This window comes from Stenotrophomonas sp. YJH_SMC_40 (assembly GCF_059368615.1).
The window spans coordinates 399307-418003 of record NZ_JCAFRX010000005.1 but is presented as its reverse complement, the minus strand read 5'-3'; the positions used below and the strand labels follow the sequence as shown (position 1 = coordinate 418003).

Genomic DNA, 18697 nt, shown 5'->3' with positions numbered 1-18697 from the left:
GTAGTGCCGGCCGCTGGCCGGCAACGCGAACGGGGCGGCCCATCACCGCCGCCCCCTTTGCCGCATCAGAACCGGTAGCGCGCCCCCAGCGAAATGAACTGCCCGCGCAGGTTGTACTGGCTGATGTCGAAACCATTGGAGCCACCGGCCGGGTCGAACGGCGGGTCCTTGTCGGTCAGGTTCAGCACCGACAGCGACAGCGTGGTGTTGGGAATCCCCTCGTAGGCCACGTACAGGTCCAGCTGGTGATACGGCTTGATGCGATCACGCAGGCCGGGGTTGCTGGTCGCTGTCGCCACGCGCTGGTCGTAGCCGCTCACGTACTGCAGGCTCAGCGTGCTGCTCCAGTCGCCCACTGCCCAGTTCAACGACGTGGTGCCGCGGGTGCGCGGCAGTGCGCCGTGGCGGTTGTTGCCGGCCCCTTCATACGGTGCCTGGCCGGCCACCAGCGGCTGCTTGAAGCTGAGCAGATGGGTCCAGCTGCCGGCCACGGTGAAGTTGCCCCAGCCTTCGGTGCGGAAGGTGCGGTTGGCTTCCAGGTCCAGGCCCGAGGTGGTCAGCTCGCCCTGGTTGGCGTACTGGTTGGTGATGAACGTGATGCGCCCCTGTGCATCACGCTGCACGCGGCCGGGGAACAGCGTCGGGTTGTCGACGATGAACTGCGCGCTGTCCGGCTTGACCAGGTTGTCCTGCTCGATGCGGTACCAGTCCAGGCCGATGCTGGTATCGCCATCCGGCGACCACACCGCGCCCACGTTGAAGTTGCGCGAGCGTTCGGCCTTCAGGTCCGGATTGCCGGTGCGGATGTTGGTCACGCCACGGCTGCCACCGGGCTGCAGCGGGTCCAGCGGATCGATCACCGAGCCGTAGCTGACGGTCTGGCCCGGCGCGATCTCCGGCAGCGACGGTGCACGGAAGCCACGCGAGAACGAACCACGCAGCAGCAGGCTGTCCAGCGGCTGCCAGCGCAGCGCCACCTTCGGCGAGAACGCGTTGCCGAAGTCGTCATAGTGGTCGCCACGACCGGCCACCTGCAGCTCCAGCGTGCGGTGCAGCGGCACGCTCAGTTCGGCGTAGGCGGCGCTGACCTGACGCTCGCCGTTGACCACGTTGATGGCCGGGCGCAGTTCGGTGCCCGACAGCACCTGCGCACTGGTGCGCGCGTCCAGTGATTCCTTGCGGAACTCGGCACCCCAGGCGAAGCCGACCGCGCCGGCCGGCAGCTCCCACAGCGAGGTCGAGGCCTTCACGTTCAACGAATGCAGCTTGTACCAGCCCGGACGCTTGGTCTGCAGGCGCAGTGCATCCAGCGCCCCCGGCGTGCTGGACGGGTTGAGGAAGTTGTAGCTGCCATCGCGCAGGATCTGCTCGAACGCGTAGCGGTTGACGAAGTTGTCGACGTATTCGCGCTGCGCGCTCTGCGAGGTCAGCGCCGCCACTTCCCAGTCCCATCGCTCGCCGCTGCCGCGCACGCCGGCCAGCGCACGGTAGAACACCTGCGTGTTGTCCTTCAGGCGCGGGCCGAGATCGAAGAAGGTGTACTCGAACGGCAGCGGCACGCTGCCCGGGTTGTTCGGATGGCCGACCGGCAGCACCGCCGGCACGTCGATCAGGGTGCCGGTGGCCGGGTTGTACGCGCGCAGGCCCGGGCCGACGGTCAGCGGCGCGCTGAAGATCTGGTCGGCCTTGTTGTGGCTGTACAGCACATCGGCGAACGCCTCGACGCTGTCGTTGAAGCGGTAGGTCGCACTCAACGACGCCTGCAGGCGCTCGGCGCCGGGCTGCAGGGTCTTGAACGGCTGCGCGTTGAAGGCGCAGGCCTGGCCGGGCAGGGTGCTGCCGAAATCGCTGTACGGGCGCAGCTGGCTGCCATCCGGGCAGTTGGCGAACGGTTGCGGTGCGCGCGGGTTGGACAGCCAGTTGCCACCGGCGGTGGACCAACCGGCCAGGCGACCGCCGGGCTTGTCGCGGAAATCGCCGCTGCGGGTGTAGGCACGCTGGTCGGCGTCGAGGCGATCACGCTTGAGCAGGTCCAGCCCGAACAGCACGTTCCAGCCCTGCTGTTCGAGGTCACCGAAGCCAGCCAGCAGGCTGGCCTTGCGCTCGTTCAGGCCGCCCTGAGTGGCGGTACCGAAGCCGCCGCCGACTTCCACGCCCTGGAAGTTCTTTCGCAGGATGATGTTGATGACGCCGGCGATGGCATCGGAACCGTACACCGCCGAGGCGCCATCCTTCAGCACTTCGATGCGTTCCACTGCGCTGATCGGCAGCGCGTTGAGGTCGACGAAGGTGTCCTGGGTGTTGAGCGCGAAACCGAAGTTGGAGACGCGGTAGCCGTTGACCAGCACCAGCGTGTTCTTCGGAGACAGGCCACGCAGGCCGATCGAGGCCGAGCCGGCGGCGAAGCTGCCGGTGTACTGTTCGTCGAAGCTGTTGCCGGCATTGGCCGACAGGTTGCGCAGCACGTCGGTGAGGGTGGAGCGGCCGGTCTGCTCGATCTGTTCGCGGCTGACGATCTGCACCGGGTTCGGCCCGGCGGTATCGCTGCGCTTGATGTTGGAGCCGGTCACCAGCACGGCGCCGAGGGTGGTGCTGTCCTTGCCGGTGTCGGCGGTTTCAGCGGCGCCGGCAGCGCCGGCGGTGAGGCCCAGCGCGATCGCGCCGGCAAGCAGGTTCAGGGTGGTGCGGTACATGGAAGCGACAACGCCGAACGGGGGAGGAGCCGTCAGTACCGCACGCAGGCACGTGCGCCTTCCAATGACGAAAGCGCATTCAGTTATACATCACAGGTTCTTAACGAAAGTCGGTGCCTCCGTTGGAGCAGACCCACTCGGTGGGTGCGGCACCGATCTTTGGTGGGTGCGGACCGTTGGTCCGCATACCCTGCAGGGTCACAGCCCTTTCCCTGTGGAAAGAAGCCTTATCCCCCCGCGCTACGCGCGAGAGTCGACTGACAGTCGACTCTACCGGGACAGCGCCATTACCGGGACAGCGCCATCCGCTGAGGCATCAAGGCCGCAGCAGCACCTTGCCGTTACGGCCCGAACCGGCGCCAGCCTTCGCTGCCTGGGCGATGTCGTCCAGTGCGAAGATCTGCTCCACCGGCAGGGTCAGTTCGCCGCTCCCCGCACGCTTCAGCAGTTCGCCGACCAGCCGGCGCTTGTCCTCCACCGCCATCGCCTGGCTGACCTTGCTGCCCCAGAAACCCTTCACCGTGGCTTCCTTGTAGATCAGGCCGCCGGCGGGAATGCGCATCGGTTCGCCGCTCATCACTCCGAACGACACCAGCGTGCCGTGGTGGCCGAGCAGGTCGACCAGGTCACCGCTGGCGTCGCCGCCGATGGAATCCACGGCGGCCGCCGCCTGTGCTTCGCCGGTTGCTTCACGAACGCGATCCTTCCAGCCGTCCACCGAGGTGTCGAACACATGATCGATATCCAGCGCCTGCAACTGTGCGACGGCATCCGCATTGCGCACCAGGTTGGCTACATGCACGCCACGCGCCCGCGCCAGCATCGCCAGCGACTTGCCCACCGCGCCGTTGGCGGTGTTCTGCACGATCCACTGGCCCGGCTCGACGTGCAGGAACTCCAGCAGCATCAGCGCGCTCAGCGGCATGGCGATCAGCTGTGCGGCCATTTCGTCGGGGATCGCCTCCGGCATCGGAATCACCATGCGTGCCGGCGCGATGAACGCTTCGGCCCAGGTGCCGTGTACCGAGGCTGCGGCGACGCGCTGGCCGATCTGCAGGCCGTCGACACCATCGCCGAGTGCATCGACCACGCCCAGCGCTTCACTGCCACCGATCGCCGGCAGGGTCGGCTTGTAGCCGTAGAGGCCGCGCACGGTCAGCAGATCGTGGTTGTGGATCGAGGCCAGCACGGTGCGGATGCGCACCTCGCCGGGGCCGGGCTCAGGCAGCGGCGCATCGGCAATGGCAAGGACGTCGGCCGGGTTGCCGAAGGAGGGGTACTGGGCAGCGCGCATGGGCGGTGTTCCGGGGAAAGTGGATGTTGTACCGAACTGGGGACGCAGGCGTTGTCGACAAGGCGCCGCAGCTGCAACACGGCATCCTGCGACTGATCGTCGCGACATGTGCTGATTACCGCATCTTGTGTTGACGGTTCGGGATATCCCCACTATGTTGTGGCCGTCACTCCCGGTCAGCCGCCGCCGCCGGACATGCAGCAAACGTCCCGCGGACCGCCCCTGAAGGCTTGCCGTGTCGACGCGGCCGCCATCGTGCGGACGCAGGTCGCCCCCACGGCCCGGATACCGGCCGCAGGCGCAGGCAGATGCCGACGACCTACGTTCCCGTGCCCTGGCAATCCACCCGTTCGCCCCGTGCGCCGGTATCGCGTTCAGGGCCGCCATGGCGTCGACCGCCAAAGCGCGTGCGAGCCTGGAGTTTCACCACCATGACCGACAGTACCTTCCGCGTGGCCGATCTGGCCGGCGCCGGCGACGCCTTGCGCGCCGGTGGCGAGCGCGTGCCGACCTGGATCACCAAGGAGGCCGGCAACCGCCGCCTGCCGTTCGAGGCCGAGCGCCTGCAGCGCAGCATCGACGCCGTGCATGCCGAGTTCCCGCAGCTGGACGTGAGCGACTATCGCCGCGTGGTGCAGGCGATGGTCGAGCGCAAACCGAGCATCAGCGCCGACGACCTGGTCGATCTGCTGATCCGTGAGGCCGAATCGCGCGTGGACCTGGTCGCACCGGAGTGGGAGCAGTTCGCCGCGCGCATCTACCTGCGCCGCCTGTACAAGCGCGCCAGCCGCAACCGCTTCTACGATGTCAGCCTGAAGTACGGTTCGTATGTCGGCCTGCAGGAGAGCCTGGCCGACCGTGGCATCTACAGCAACGACATCCTGCGCTGTTATTCCAAGGAAGAGCTGCAGCAGGCCGGCGAGATGATCGATCCGGAGCGCGACCGACTGTTCGCCTACAACGGCCTGTACCTGCTGGCCACGCGCTATCTGGCCAGCGATCGCAGCCGCGAGGTCTACGAGCTGCCGCAGGAGCGTTGGCTGACCATCGCGCTGTACCTCATGCAGGAAGAAAAACCGCGTGAGCGGCGCATGCAGCTGGTCGGCGAGGCGTACTGGGCGCTGTCCAACCTGTACATGACGGTCGCCACACCAACGTTGGCCAATGCCGGCAAGGTGGGTGGGCAACTGTCCAGTTGCTTCATCGACACGGTGGATGACAGCCTGCAGGGCATCTATGACTCCAACACCGATATCGCCCGTGTGTCCAAGCATGGCGGCGGCGTTGGCGCCTACCTGGGCTATGTGCGCAGCAGCGGCGCACCGATCCGCGGCGTGCCCAATTCTTCCGGCGGCGTGGTGCCGTGGATCAAGCAGCTCAACAACACCGCGGTGTCGGTTGATCAGCTCGGCCAGCGCAAGGGCGCGGTGGCGGTGTACCTGGACATCTGGCACCGCGACATCGAAGCGTTCCTGGACCTGCGACTGAACAACGGTGACCAGCGCCTGCGCGCGCACGATGTGTTCACCTCGGTGTGCGTGCCCGACCTGTTCATGGAGGCGGTCGAGCGCCGTGCCGACTGGTACCTGTTCGACCCGCACGAAGTGAAGCAGGCCAAGGGTTGGTACCTGCAGGACGTCTATGACGAGAAGCGCGGTTCGGGCAGCTTCCGCGACCGCTACGCCGAACTGGTGGCCGATGAGCGCATCAGCCGACGTACGGTGAAGGCCATCGATCTGTTCAAGCGGATCATGCTCAGCCAGCTGGAAACCGGCAACCCGTTCCTGTTCTACCGCGACGAGGTCAATCGCAGGAATCCGAACAAGCACGCGGGCATGATCTATTCCAGCAACCTGTGCACCGAGATCCTGCAGAACATGAGCCCGACGCGGATGATCCAGGAGATCGTCAGCGGCGACCAGATCGTCACCACACGCCGTGCCGGTGATTTCGTGGTCTGCAACCTGTCCTCGATCAACCTCGGCCGGGCGATCAGCGCACCGGATGACCTGCTGGCCACCGATGTACTGGAGCGCCTGATCCCGATCCAGGTGCGCATGCTCGACAACGTGATCGACCTCAATGCGTTGCCGGTGCCGCAGGCCACGATCACCAATCGCAAGTATCGCGCCATCGGCCTGGGCACGTTCGGTTGGCACCACCTGCTGGCGCAGCAGGCAATCCAATGGGAATCACCGGATGCCGAGGCGTTGGCCGACCGGCTCTACGAACGCATCAATTTCCTGACCATCCAGGCCAGCGCGCAGCTGGCGAAGGAGAAGGGCAGCTACCCGATGTTCGCGGGTAGTGACTGGCACAACGGGCGTTACTTCCGTGACCGCGACTACAGTGGCGCCGCGTGGGACAGCCTGGCCCACGAGGTGGCCACGCACGGCCTGCGCAACGGCTGGCTGCTGGCGGTGGCGCCGAACATGAGCACCGCGCAGATTGCAGGCTCCACGGCCTCGATCGACCCGATCTACAGCGCGTTCTACTACGAGGAAAAGAAGGACTTCCGGCGGCCGGTGGCGGCGCCGGGCCTGTCGCTGGAAACCTGGCCGTACTACGAGAAGGGGGCCTACAAGGTCGACCAGTTCGCCAGCGTGCGCCAGAACGCGCGCCGCCAGCGCCATGTCGACCAGTCGATCAGCTTCAACCTGTACGTGCCCAGCACCATCCGCGCCAGCACGTTGCTGGAGCTGCACCTGAGCGCCTGGCGCGAGGGCCTGAAGACCACCTACTACGTGCGCTCCAACGACATCGACATCAGCGAATGCGAGTGGTGCTCCAGCTGATCAATGGTAGTGCCGTCCGCTGGCCGGCAACCCCGCGATCTTCGGTAGTGCCGGCCGCTGGCCGGCAACCCCGTGATCTTCGGTAGTGCCGGCCGCTGGCCGGCAACACGATAGAAAGAGAACGAAGGCAGAAAACCATGGCAACTTCCCTCGACCGCATCAAGATCCTCGAACCTCGCCATCCCAACCGCAGCACCGGCATCATCAACGGCCAGACCAGCGGCATCCTCAACTGGAACGACATCCCGTACCCGTCGTTCTATCGGGCCTACAAGGAGCTGTCCACCAACTTCTGGATTCCCGACGAGGTCGACATGAAGCTGGACGCCCGCCAGTACGGCGAGCTGAACGCACGCGAGAAGAACGCCTACGACTCGATCATCGGCCTGCTCGCCACGCTGGATTCACCGCAGACCCGCTTCATCTACAACGTGGCGGAGTACATCACCGACCCGGCCGCGCACGCCAATGCGGCGATCATCGGGCAGCAGGAAGTGATCCACAACGAGAGCTACAGCTACGTGCTGGCCTCGATCACCGACCTGCCGAACCAGAACCGCATCTTCGAGATCGCCCGCACCCACCCGACCATCATCAAGCGCAATGCGCCGATCATGGGGGCGTATGACGATTTCATGCGCGAGAAGACCGCCGAGACCCTGCTCAAGTCGTTGATCCAGTCCTCGATCCTGGAGGGCATCAATTTCTATTCCGGGTTCGCCTACTTCTACAACATGGTGCGGCAGAACCGCATGAACGGCACCGGCAAGATCATCAGCTTCATCAACCGCGACGAGCTGGCGCATACCAAGTTCATCAGCGAGCTGATCCGCGCCATCATCGGCGAGAACCCGGAGCTGCAGACCAATGAGCTGACCGCCTACGTACACCAATCGTTCGAGCATGCCATCGAGCTGGAGACGCAGTGGTCGTCGGAGGTGCTGGATGGCATCGACGGCATCGACGTGGACGAGATGGTGCGCTACGTGAAGTACCGCGCCAACAAGATGGCCGGCATGCTCGGCATCGAGCGCCTGTACAGCGATACCACCGACAACGTGATGCCGTGGATCAAGGCCTACGCCGACAACTTCACCGAAACCAAGACCGACTTCTTCGAGATGCGCAATGCAAGTTACAAGAAGACCAACGTCGACAACGGCTTCGACGACCTGTGAGTCCGGCGCCGCGCTGAGCATCCTGGTGGTGGTCGCCTCGTTGAGCGGCAATACCCGCGAACTCGGCCGGCAGATCGCCGAGCGCTGCCGCGCTGCCGGCCATGCGGTTCACTGGCAGGAGGCTGACGACCTGCGCCAGGCGCCGCCGCTGGCGGCCGACGAGGCCGACCTGGTGCTGCTGGGTTGCTGGACCGACAACGCCGGCCGCACGCCGTCGGAGATGAAGGCATGGGTGGCCGGCATCGCCGAGCGCGGCGAGCGGCCGCGGCAGCTGGCGGTGTTCGGCACCGGCGAAACGCAGTGGGGGCAGGAGTATTACTGCGGCGCCGTGCACCGCCTGATCCGCTACTTCCGCAGCGACTATCCGCCGCTGGAAATCGAACAGATGCCGCATGGTCAACGCCATGCGGGGGCCATCGAGGCCTGGACCGACGCGGTCCTGGCCCACTATTGGAGCAACACCGATGCAGATCATCGACGCCACCACGCCTGAGCAGTTCCATCAGCTGCTGGCCGAGCACCCGCGGGTGCTGGTGGATTTCCACAAGGACCAGTGCCCGGGGTGCCGGATGCTGGAGATGTCGTTGCACCGGGTGGCCAACAGCGTGGCGGGGCAGGGCACGACCCTGCTGCGCGTGCAGCTGGAAGTGCTGGGTGAGGCGTTCTTCAGGGAGCTGGGGCTGCGGCAGACGCCGACGCTGTCGCTGTTCCGTGACGGTGACGAACGTACGCGCCTGGCCGGATTCCAGTCGCCGCAACAGATCGAGGCCGCGATCGCGTTGCATCTGTAGCGTGGAGATGGTGGGGTCATCCCTTGCCAGAGGCAAGGGCTCTGACCCCGCATCGTGTAAAGGCATCCACGCATGGCGTGGATCTACTGGGTCCAACCCCTGGATCTGGCATTACCCGCCGCTGAAGATGTCGACCAGCAGCTTCACGTTCAACCCCACGATCACCAGCGCGATCACCCAGGCAATCGCGCCCAGCCAGCGCGGGGCTACCAACGCGCCCATGGTCACCTTGTCGGTCACGATCCGCACCAGTGGGATGATCGCGAACGGCAGCTGCATCGACAGCACCACCTGGCTCAGCACCAGCAGCTTTACCGCGCCCTGGTCGCCGAACAGCATGATCACCACCACCACCGGAATGATTGCCAGTGCGCGCGTGATCAGCCGCCGCAGCCACGGCGGCAGGCGCAGGTGCAGGAAACCTTCCATCACGATCTGGCCGGCCAGCGTGGCGGTCACTGTCGAATTCAGGCCCGACGCCAGCAGGGCCACTGCGAACAACGTTGCCGCCGCGCCCACCCCCAGCATCGGCGCCAGCAGCTGGTGGGCCTGTTCGATGTCTTCCACATCAAATCGGCCATTGGCATGGAACACCGCCGCCGCCAGGATCAGGATGCTGGCGTTGATGAACAGTGCCAGGGTCAGCGCAAGGGTGCTGTCGGTCACCGCCCAGCGCAGCGCGCTGCGACGGCCCTCATCGGTGCGCGGGTAGGCGCGGGTCTGCACGATGGACGAATGCAGGTACAGGTTGTGTGGCATCACCGTGGCACCAATGATGCCGATCGCGATATACAGCGCGTGCGGATCGGTCACTACCTGCGCGCGCGGAATGAATCCGCCCAGCACGTCCATCACCGGCGGTGCGGCCAGCGCGATCTGCACCATGAAGCAGCCGAAGATCACCATCAGCAGCGCGATCACGAAGGCTTCCAGCGCCCGGAAGCCGCGGTTCATCAACAGCAGTACCAGCAGCGTGTCCAGAGCGGTGATCACCGCGCCCCACAGCAGTGGCAGATCGAACAGCAGTTTCAGTGCGATCGCGGTGCCGATCACCTCGGCCAGGTCGCAGGCGATGATCGCCGCCTCGCACAGCGCCCACAGCGCCAGGTTCACCGGCTTGGGGTAACGCGCGCGGCAGGCCTGCGCCAGGTCCATGCCGGTGGCGATGCCGAGCCGAGCCGACAGCGCCTGCAGGATCACCGCCATCAGGTTGGAGACGAGGATGACCGACAGCAGCAGGTAGCCGAAGCGTGAACCGCCGGCGAGGTCGGTGGCCCAGTTGCCCGGGTCCATGTAGCCGACCGAGATCATGTAGCCGGGGCCGAGGAAGGCCAGCAGGCGGAACCACCAATGGCCCTTGTCGGGCACCGCGACCGAGGCGTTGAGCGCACCCAGGCTGGCCGGAGTGGAGGCCGAAGGGTCGCGGGGCGCCAGGGTGTTCATGGATTCGAATATAGCTCCTGCTATAGTCATTAGCAATGTGAAACAATCGTCTTTATCGCGTCACTGGTCCAGAATTCAGGTTCAACACCGGATCCCCCGGAAGGACAGGCGCAGGCGTGGGCAAGACCGACGATTCGACATCGCTGAAAAGCACCCCCTTGATCGAGGCCGAGCGCCAGGTCGAGAGCTTCCGGCAAGTGCGCGAGGCGCACCGGATGGAGCTGGTGGAGGACTATGTCGAGCTGATCTCGGACCTGCTGGCCGACGGCGGCGAGGCCCGCCAGGTCGACATCGCCACCCGCCTGGGCGTGGCCCAGCCCACCGTGGCGAAGATGCTGCGGCGCCTGGCCCGCGATGGCTGGGTGGTGCAGCGGCCGTACCGCGGCGTGTTCCTGACTCCGGAAGGCGAGGCGCTGGCCCATGCCAGCCGCCAGCGCCACCAGACCGTGGAGCGATTCCTGCTGGCGCTGGGCGTGGACCCGGATACCGCACGGCGCGATGCCGAGGGCATCGAGCACCACGTGAGCGAACAGACGCTGGCGTTGTTCGAGGCGTTCGTGCGCAAGGCCGAGGGCGGGGCGCCTTAACGGTAGCGCCGGGCCATGCCCGGCGGGCGCGTCGCCGTGTTCATGCCTTTCGCCGGGCATGGCCCGGCGCTACCGTGGTTGGATGGCGCCGCTGGGGCAGCGCGCCTGTTCCTGCGCGCAGGCCCGTTTGGTCCATTCCTTCAACACCGCTTGCAGGCCTTCATAGCGCCGGCCTTGCCAGCCATTGGCCAGCACCGTGCCGTCGGCATCGATCAATACCAGATTCGGCGGGGCCAGCCCGGCCAAGGCCTGCAGTGCGGGCATGCGCGCGGCGCGGCGTGGGTCCAGTACCGGCCACGGCATATTCTGCGCGTGCATGTAGCGGCGCAGCGCGCTCTCACTCTCATCCAGGCTGACGTACACCACTTCGGTATCGGCGCCGGCCTCGCGCAACGCGTCGCGCACGCTGCGCAACGTGGGTACGAAGGCGTGGCACGGTGCACACCAGTCGGCGCCGAAGTACAGCGCCACCAGTTTCGGCGGCGGCGTCCACTGCATCGGTCGCAGCGAGCGCTGTTCCGGCCGCATCAGCGAGGCCGAAACCTGCGCGTGCAGGTCCGCAGCCATCGCCGGTGCGGCCAGCAACACGGCACAGGCCAGCAACAACGCTCGCTGCAGCTCAGAACGCATAGCGCAGGTTGACGTACCACGAACGTGCGAAACGCGGCCCGTAGACATAGTCGCTGTCTCGCAGCGCGCCCACTTCCAGATCCTTCTGGCGCTGGTCGAATACGTTCTTGACGCCCGCAGCTACCGACACTTCCTGCTGCGCCTGCGCGCCCAGATGGCGGTGCCAGCGCGCCCCGAGGTCGGTGACCAGGAATGACCGCGTGCGGTGCAGCTCGCCCAGCCGGTTGTTCAGCACCGACATCGGCCCGGTATGGCGCAGCGCGACGAAGGTCTCCCACGGTTCGGCCGGCATCCAGCTGAGCTGTGCCAGGCCGGTCCAGCGCGGGGTCTTCAGGTAGTCGCGGCTTTCGATCACGGTGTCGCCACCGTCGCCGGTGTCGTCGAAGATGCGCTGCGGTTCGCGGAAGCGCGAGCGATACCACGAGGCACCGGCGGTCAGGCGCCATTGCGGTGAGGGTTGCCAGCCCAGGTTGGTTTCCGCGCCCAGCACATTCGAGCCGGAAGCGTTGTAGCGCAGCTGGCTCAGCTGGCCGTCATCGCCGCGCTGGATCTCGCCCAGCGCGAAGGTATCGCGGATGCGTGCATAGGAGGCCGTAGCATCCCAGCTCCACACCGGATTGGCCGGGTCCGAACGCCAGTCGAAGCCGAACAGGGTGGTCAATGCGCGCTCTTCCTTCAGGCCATCGGTATTGCGCACGCGTACCTGTTCGCCGCCGAGCGTATCGACGTGCACGTCCTCGACGAAGATCTCCGGAGCACGGAAGCCGGTAGCGATGCCGGCGCGCCATTTCAGGTTCGGGGTAGCCTGCCAGGCCAGCGCGATGCGCGGCGAGAACACCGCGTTGTCCAGCTCCGAGCTCTTGTCCACGCGGGCGCCCACCACCAGGTCGACGTTGTCACGCAGGCTCCATTCGTCCTGGATGAAGGCGCCCAGGTTGTGGAAGGTCGCATCCTCCAGCACCGCAAGACGCTGGCCGTCACCGGTGCGATTGTCGTCGCGCAGCGCCTCGTGCTTGTACTGCACGCCGAAGGCCAGCGCGTGCGCGCCCAGCCGCCAGTTCAGCTGGCTGTCGATGTAGTGCAGCGGGTTGTGGGTGCGACCGTACTGGCGCCATGAACGCGAGGCCGCGCTGCCAGCCACGTTCGGGTCCAGCTGCGACGGGTCATAGCCGGGCGCGGACGGATCGGTAACGACGTCGCCAAGACCGCCATAGAAACTGTCGCGATCGATGTCTGCGAAGGCGTAGGCCAGGCGGAAATCGACGTCGGCGTTGACTTCCTGATCCCACGACACGCTGCCTCGGCGATATTTCGTATCCAGCGATTCGGCGATGTTGGCCAGATACTCTGGCTGGTCCAGGCGGTTGCCGCCGCGGCGGGTTTCATCGGTCACCTGCAGGTCCAGGCGCAGCCGCGTGCCCGGCGTGGGCGCATACCAGGCCTGCAGCCCGCCGACCTTGAGGTTCTTGCGGGTGATCTCGGTGTAGCCGTCACCGTTGTAGTCGATGCCGCTGTTCCAGTTGCGCTGGGCAATCACCGACAGGCCGGCGTCTGCTTCCTTGGCCACCAGGTCCAGCCGCACATCGGCGTTCTTCTGCGGCGTGCCTTTCAGTACATCCACGCCGGCCTGGGCATGCCCACCGCTGCGCGGCGGCAGCGGCGGAATCAGGTTGATCACACCGGCAACCGCACCCGGCCCATACAGCGCCGAACCACCGCCCTTGACCACTTCGATGCGGTCGACGAATCCGGCAGGAATCTGTTCCAGGCCGTACACGCTGCCCAGCGTGGACAGCAGCGGGATGCCATCGAACAACAGCTGGTTGTAGGCGCCGGGCAGGCCCAGCAGCTGTACTTCGCTGGTGTTGCAGTTCTGGCAGTTGCTCTCCACGCGCAGGCCGTTGATCAGCTCGGCGGCACGCGAGAAGTCGGTGGCCGCGCGCAGCGCGATGTCTTCCTTGCGCAGCACTTCGGTGCGGATCGGGACATCGGACAGCAGGCGTTCGCTGCGGGTGGCGGTGCTGACCTTGACCTGCACGCGGTCCAGCTCGGTTGGCTTCGGTGTGGCGGCCAGTGCGGGCAGCGGCAGGGTCAGGGCGATGGCGGCGGCCAGGGGCAGCCGATGGAAGAAGGGGGTGGCAACGGGCATGAGGGCGTCGTCCTTGGGGAAGAAAGGCGGCGAGGGCGACCTGGCTGACGCATATGAAAGCAGCGGCTCATCAATATAGCAAGTGCTATACAAAGAAGCCACAGCAATTCCGAGTGGAGCGCTGGTCGAGTCAGATCATGCAGGTGTTATAACATTACATAAAAGACCGGCAACCCTGCCGGTCGTCATGTCCGGAAGTTGGAGTTGCCGTTTGGGGCAGGGAGACGGGGGCAGTGCCCTTTCCTGAGGAAAGCGACCCGGCCCCGGGGCCGATCGTCAGCCGCGGCGGAACGCGGCGGGGGTGCGGGCGCCGACGATGATCATGCGGATCATCGTGGAGATCTGCTCGACCAGTTCCGGATCTTTCTCCGGCGGCAGGTCCATGGCGGTGGCGCCCATCGCGAACACCAGCCGGGTGATGGCCTTGGCCACCAGTTCCGGGGCATGCAGTACGGCGCCATCCAGTGCGGCCAGGCGCACCAGGTCGTGCTGCAGCTCTTCTTCGAAGTAGTGCAGCTCGCGTTCGACCGCGTGCTTGAAGTCGTCCGAGCCGACCGCGCCTTCGCGCAGCAGCACGTGCAGCAGCTTGTCGTCGGCGCGCAGCTGCTCCATGAAGGTCTCCACGGAAACGCGCACCACGCTGGTGGCGGTAGAGGTGGCGCGCTGGCGGGCCTCGCCGATGATGGTGCGCAGCGAGCGGCCGGCGGCGTCGATCAGCGCCACGGCCAGTTCATCCATGTCGCGGAACTGACGGTAGAAGCTGTTCGGCGCGATGCCGGCCTCACGTGCCACTTCGCGCAGGCTGAGCGTGGACAGGCTGCGGTGCGGCCCGATCAGTTTCAGGGCGGCGGCCAGCAGATCCTCGCGGCTCACCGTACGGCGGGCCGGGCTGTTGGCATCTTCGGGCGTCGACAAGGCGGTGGCGGCGGCCATGGGGGTTCCGGTGGGGCGAGGCTGAATCATACCCAATCCGGTTCAATATACACGTGTATACACAGGTGTATGTGCGCCCGTATAGTTCGCTCATGAGCGCTGTCGTCCGTCCGTCCCTGTTCTCTCCGTACCGCTGGGTCTCGCCGTCGCTGTTCGATTTCTGGGCGGGCCAGCTCAATCCCCTGTGGACCCTGCGCGAGCCGGTGGCCCGCCTGGTCCGGCGTGAGCCGGCCGGCGAGGGCGCGGCGACCCTGGTCCTGCGCACCAACCGGCACTGGGCCGGCATGCGCGCTGGCCAGCACGTCACCCTCGGCGTCGAGATTGAAGGACGCCTGTGGCAGCGCAGCTACAGCCCCACCGCACTGGGTCGGCGCGAGCTGGCGATCACCGTCAAGGCGGTCGATGGCGGCCGGGTCAGCCAGCACCTGGTCAACCACGCGCAGCCGGGCGAACTGTTCCGCCTCGATGCCGCCTTCGGCGAGTTCCATATGCCGGCCGCGGCGCCGGTGCTGCTGCTGGCGGCCGGCAGCGGCATCACGCCGATGCGCAGCCTGTTGCGCGACGCCTGCCAGCGCCCGCTGGCAGCGCCGGTGGACCTGTTCTACTGGGAGCGCACCGCCGCCCATCTGCAGTTCCGTGATGAACTGCAGGCGCTGGCCGCGGCCCATGCGAACCTGCGCGTGCACCTGCTGACCACCCGCGAGGGTGAGGCGCCGGCCGCGCGAATCGATACCCATGATCTGCAGGTGGCCGGCGATGACACGCCGCTGGCGCAGCGCCATGTGCTGGCCTGCGGCCCGGACGGCTTCGTTGCTGCCGCGCGTGAGCGCCTGGCGCACCAGGTGGCTGGTTTCCAGGCCGAAGCCTTCACCCCGCCGGCGCCGCTGCGCGATGCCAGCAGCGAAGGCGAAGTGTCGCTGACGCTTGCGCGCAGTGGGCGCCAGCTGAGCGTGCCGCGTGGCCGCTCGCTGCTGGAAAGCCTCGAAGCCCATGGCATCAAGCCCAAGCATGGTTGCCGCATGGGCATCTGCAATACCTGCACCTGTGATCGCGTCAGTGGCGCCACCCGCCATCTGCGCACCGGCGACCTGCAGTCCGAATCGGCACAGCCGGTGCGGATCTGCGTGAGCGCACCGACCACCGACCTGACTTTGGATCTCTGAGGACGCCTGCCATGACCCGCGCTACCGACCGTGCCCTGAGTACTGCCGAGATGCATGCCTTCGGTGAGGAACTCGACGCGATCCGCGACCGTGTGATCGGCAGCCTCGGCGCTTCCGATACCCGCTACATCCGCCGGGTGGCTGCCGCCGTGCGCTGGTTCGGCGTGGGCGGCCGTGGCCTGCTGTTCCTGGCGGCATTCTCGCCGCTGTTCTGGATGCCGCTGCTGTGGCCGGCTGCGATCACCGGCACGCTGCTGCTGGCGCTGTCGAAGATCCTGGAGAACATGGAGCTGGGCCACAACGTCATGCATGGCCAGTTCGACTGGACCGGCGACCCCAAGCTCAACGGCAACACCTACGAGTGGGACATCGTTGCCACCGCCGACAACTGGCGCAAGACCCACAATTTCCGCCACCACACCTACACCAACGTGCGTGGCATGGACGATGACATCGGCTATGGCCTGCTGCGCATCTTCCCGGAACAGCGCTGGAAGCCGTTCTACCTGCTGCAGCCGATCATCGCACCGATCTTCGCGCTGCTGTTCCAGTGGGGCGTGGCCGCGCAGGACCTGCGCCTGGGCCGTTGGCTGAAGGGCCGCATCAGCGGCCGTGCGATGTGGATGCAGACCCGCCCGGTGGCGCGGAAAATGGCCCGCCAGGTGCTGAAGGACTACGTGTTCTTCCCGCTGCTGGCCGGCCCGTTCTTCCTCACCGTGATGCTGGGCAACATGGTGGCCAACGGCCTGCGCAACATCTGGACCTACGTGATCATCTTCTGCGGCCACTTCACCGCCGAATCGGAAACCTTCCCGAAGGAATGCCTGCGCAATGAATCGCGCGGTCACTGGTACCTGCGCCAGCTGCGGGGTTCGTCCAACATCAGCGGCGGCTTCCTGATCAACGTGCTGTCGGGCAACCTCAGCCACCAGATCGAGCACCACTTCTACCCGGACCTGCCGGCCAACCGCTATGCGGCCATTGCCAAGGAAGTGAAGGACATCTGCCGCCGTTACGGCCAGCACTACAACAACGGCTCGCTGCCGCGCCAGTTCGGCCAGGTGGTCTGGCGCATCCTGCGTCACGCGTTCCCGAGCAAGCCGCGCCGCCTGCCGATGTCGGACATCATGTCCGCACCGGCATCGGCCAACGCGGGCTGATCGACTCAGCCCGCTTTCGCCAGGTCCGCCTGCTCGCGGTCCAGGCGTCGCAGGAACACCTGCATTTCCTTGCGTGCCTGCTGGTCGCCCTTGCTGCCGGCCACGCTCAGGCCGCGTTGCCATGCTTCGCGCGCCGCCTGCGGCTGGCCACTGGCCAGCCAGGCCTTGCCCAGCAGCTTCCACGCCGCCGAGTACTGCGGATCAAGCACCACGCAACGGCCCAGATGGGTGGCCGCGCGCACCGGATTGCCGGCGTCCAGCCAGCCCTTGCCCAGGCCGAAGCGCAGCAGCGCGCCGTCCTTGCCGGCGGCGAGCATGCATTCCAGAGCTTCGATGTTCATCAGCGCACCTCCACCAGCAGCTCGGCCGGGCCGGGCTGGAAGCGGCCGCGATGGAACAGCAGCGGCGCGCCGCCGTTCTCGTGCACGTCGATGATGCGGCCGGCCAGCAGCAGGTGATCGCCCACCGGCCACTGTGCGTGGCGGGTACAGGTGAGATGGGCGACCGCACCGGCGATGCGCGGTGGGGCGTCCTCGTCGTCATCCAGCAATGCCAGGCCATCGAAGCGGTTGCGCAGCTGCGGATCGGCAAAGCGCCGGGCCAGCGCTTCCTGGTCGGCCGCCAGCACGCTGATCGCAAAGCGGGTGGCGCGCTGGAAGGTGGACAGGCTCTGCGCGTGCAATGCCAGGTTCCACAGCACCAGGGGCGGCTGCAATGACACCGGCACGAACGAATTGATGGTCAGGCCGATGGGCTTGCCCTGCGCATCGCGTGCGCAGACGATGGCCACGCCGGTAGGAAAGTGGCCGAGCAGCCGCCGCAGTGCGCGCGGCGGCATCTCGACCGACGGCACCGGGGCCGGGGCGGGGAATACCCCCGCCCACGGCCCGGCGTACGGCAGTGTCTCGCCGCTCATGAGGCCCTGGCCTGGCGGTAGCGGCGGCCGACCTCGGCCCAGTTGATGATGTTGAAGAACGCACCGATGTAGTCCGGGCGACGGTTCTGGTAGTGCAGGTAGTAGGCGTGTTCCCAGACATCCAGTGCGAGGATCGGGGTGTTGCCCGACAGGCCCACGGCTGCACCCATCAACGGGCTGTCCTGGTTGGCGCTGCTTTCCACCTGCAGGCGGCCATCGCGATCGCTGGTCAGCCAGGCCCAGCCGCTGCCGAAGCGGGTCTGCGCCGCCTTGGTGAAGGCGTCCTTGAAGGCATCGAAGCCGCCAAGATCGCGGTCGATGGCGGCGGCCAGCTCATCATCGGGTGCACCACCGTGGGTGCTGAGTACGGTCCAGAACAGGCTGTGGTTGGCGTGGCCACCGCCGTTGTTGCGGACCGCGCCACGCTGGGCCTCGGGCACGGCATCCAGGTTGGCGATCAGCGCCTCGACCGGCTGCTCGGCGATGCCAGCCTGCTCGATGGCGGCGTTGAGGTTGTTGACGTAGGTCTGGTGGTGCTTGCTGTGGTGGATCTCCATCGTGCGCGCATCGAAATGCGGCTCAAGGGCGTCGTAGGCGTAGGGGAGCGGGGGAAGCGAGTACGACATTGAAGCAATCTCCGTGGGGAAGGCCAGAGGGCTGACCGTGGGGAGACTGTTATCGCACCTCAACATTGGTTGAGGTCAAGGGGCGGGATTGAAATGCGTGCGCGTTCGTCGCCTTGATTCTTCCTGGCAGGCAGGGGCTGATGGGGCAGCGCAGGACACGCCGTGAACCCATCCATGGGGGCTCGATGGCGCTATCCTTGGCGCCAACGGTCCTGCGCTGACCCATCAGCCCCTGCAGGACAGCTCCCTGCGCTGGCGCGGAGACGGAGTCAAAGGCAGGAGCAGGAGGGACGTGGTAGTGCCGGGCGCTGGCCGGCAATCAGCGAAGGTCGGGTTGCC

The 18697-nt window shown here is 66.5% G+C and carries 16 protein-coding genes; 7 read left to right on the top strand and 9 right to left on the bottom strand.

From position 1 onward, the window contains the following. Window positions 1-65: 65 nt before the first annotated feature. Both AC5P6X_RS12450 and AC5P6X_RS12445 read right to left on the bottom strand, forming a co-directional pair. Window positions 66-2693 (bottom strand): TonB-dependent receptor, encoded by a 2628-nt coding sequence (locus tag AC5P6X_RS12450; RefSeq protein WP_169448416.1) that lies wholly within the window; start codon window positions 2691-2693, stop codon window positions 66-68. A 316-nt stretch (window positions 2694-3009) separates the two neighbouring features. Then, window positions 3010-3987, bottom strand: a complete 978-nt coding sequence (locus AC5P6X_RS12445; protein ID WP_088437022.1) for a zinc-binding dehydrogenase — start codon at window positions 3985-3987, stop codon at window positions 3010-3012. A gap of 431 nt (window positions 3988-4418) precedes the next feature. Here AC5P6X_RS12445 and AC5P6X_RS12440 point away from each other — a divergent pair, with 431 nt between their 5' ends. The 4 genes from AC5P6X_RS12440 (at window position 4419) to AC5P6X_RS12425 (ending at window position 8751) form a co-directional block, all read left to right on the top strand. Further along, window positions 4419-6782: a ribonucleoside-diphosphate reductase subunit alpha gene (locus tag AC5P6X_RS12440; RefSeq protein ID WP_108270443.1), complete on the top strand. Its 2364-nt coding sequence runs from the start codon at window positions 4419-4421 to the stop codon at window positions 6780-6782. A 137-nt stretch (window positions 6783-6919) separates the two neighbouring features. Beyond that, complete coding sequence (locus AC5P6X_RS12435; protein WP_049451617.1) at window positions 6920-7960, top strand: ribonucleotide-diphosphate reductase subunit beta; 1041 nt, start codon at window positions 6920-6922, stop codon at window positions 7958-7960. Between the two features lie 25 nt (window positions 7961-7985). Continuing rightward, window positions 7986-8453 carry a flavodoxin gene (locus AC5P6X_RS12430; protein WP_012480523.1) on the top strand — a complete coding sequence of 156 codons (468 nt, stop codon included), beginning with the start codon at window positions 7986-7988 and terminating at the stop codon, window positions 8451-8453. Next, window positions 8425-8751 carry a thioredoxin family protein gene (locus AC5P6X_RS12425; protein ID WP_049451616.1) on the top strand — a complete coding sequence of 109 codons (327 nt, stop codon included), beginning with the start codon at window positions 8425-8427 and terminating at the stop codon, window positions 8749-8751. The genes AC5P6X_RS12430 and AC5P6X_RS12425 overlap by 29 nt, the downstream gene beginning before the upstream one ends. Before the next feature lie 111 nt (window positions 8752-8862). Here the strand turns inward: AC5P6X_RS12425 and AC5P6X_RS12420 are convergent, their stop codons facing one another. Then, a complete protein-coding gene (locus AC5P6X_RS12420) occupies window positions 8863-10194 on the bottom strand; it encodes an Nramp family divalent metal transporter (protein WP_049451614.1) in 1332 nt (443 codons plus the stop codon). Between the two features lie 116 nt (window positions 10195-10310). Here AC5P6X_RS12420 and mntR point away from each other — a divergent pair, with 116 nt between their 5' ends. Then, window positions 10311-10781 carry a manganese-binding transcriptional regulator MntR gene (mntR, locus tag AC5P6X_RS12415; RefSeq protein WP_014037494.1) on the top strand — a complete coding sequence of 157 codons (471 nt, stop codon included), beginning with the start codon at window positions 10311-10313 and terminating at the stop codon, window positions 10779-10781. A gap of 69 nt (window positions 10782-10850) precedes the next feature. Here the strand turns inward: mntR and AC5P6X_RS12410 are convergent, their stop codons facing one another. The 3 genes from AC5P6X_RS12410 to fabR all read right to left on the bottom strand — a co-directional run bounded on the left by AC5P6X_RS12410 (window position 10851) and on the right by fabR (window position 14493). After that, window positions 10851-11411 carry a thioredoxin-like domain-containing protein gene (locus AC5P6X_RS12410; protein WP_049451613.1) on the bottom strand — a complete coding sequence of 187 codons (561 nt, stop codon included), beginning with the start codon at window positions 11409-11411 and terminating at the stop codon, window positions 10851-10853. Further along, a complete protein-coding gene (locus AC5P6X_RS12405; protein ID WP_149501165.1) occupies window positions 11401-13560 on the bottom strand; it encodes a TonB-dependent receptor plug domain-containing protein in 2160 nt (719 codons plus the stop codon). Before AC5P6X_RS12405 ends, AC5P6X_RS12410 begins: the two co-directional genes overlap by 11 nt. Window positions 13561-13836: 276 nt before the next feature. After that, window positions 13837-14493, bottom strand: a complete 657-nt coding sequence (gene fabR, locus AC5P6X_RS12400) for an HTH-type transcriptional repressor FabR (RefSeq protein ID WP_005409961.1) — start codon at window positions 14491-14493, stop codon at window positions 13837-13839. Window positions 14494-14585: 92 nt separating this feature from the next. On the opposite strand from fabR, the gene AC5P6X_RS12395 reads away from it, so the two are divergent. Together AC5P6X_RS12395 and AC5P6X_RS12390 are read left to right on the top strand one after the other, a co-directional pair. Next, window positions 14586-15656, top strand: a complete 1071-nt coding sequence (locus AC5P6X_RS12395; protein WP_171039742.1) for a ferredoxin reductase — start codon at window positions 14586-14588, stop codon at window positions 15654-15656. Between the two features lie 11 nt (window positions 15657-15667). After that, entirely contained in the window at window positions 15668-16816 is a 1149-nt protein-coding gene (locus AC5P6X_RS12390; RefSeq protein ID WP_005413710.1) for a fatty acid desaturase family protein, read from the top strand. A 5-nt stretch (window positions 16817-16821) separates the two neighbouring features. On the opposite strand, the gene AC5P6X_RS12385 is transcribed toward AC5P6X_RS12390, so the two are convergent. From AC5P6X_RS12385 to AC5P6X_RS12375, 3 genes are read right to left on the bottom strand one after another with little or no spacing between them, the layout of a single operon-like run. After that, window positions 16822-17157, bottom strand: coding sequence for a tetratricopeptide repeat protein (locus AC5P6X_RS12385; protein WP_005409958.1), 336 nt, complete (start codon window positions 17155-17157; stop codon window positions 16822-16824). After that, window positions 17157-17732, bottom strand: a complete 576-nt coding sequence (locus AC5P6X_RS12380) for a flavin reductase family protein (protein WP_329757293.1) — start codon at window positions 17730-17732, stop codon at window positions 17157-17159. The genes AC5P6X_RS12385 and AC5P6X_RS12380 overlap by 1 nt, the downstream gene beginning before the upstream one ends. After that, window positions 17729-18358, bottom strand: coding sequence for a superoxide dismutase (locus AC5P6X_RS12375; protein ID WP_049451607.1), 630 nt, complete (start codon window positions 18356-18358; stop codon window positions 17729-17731). Before AC5P6X_RS12375 ends, AC5P6X_RS12380 begins: the two co-directional genes overlap by 4 nt. Window positions 18359-18697 lie beyond the last annotated feature (339 nt).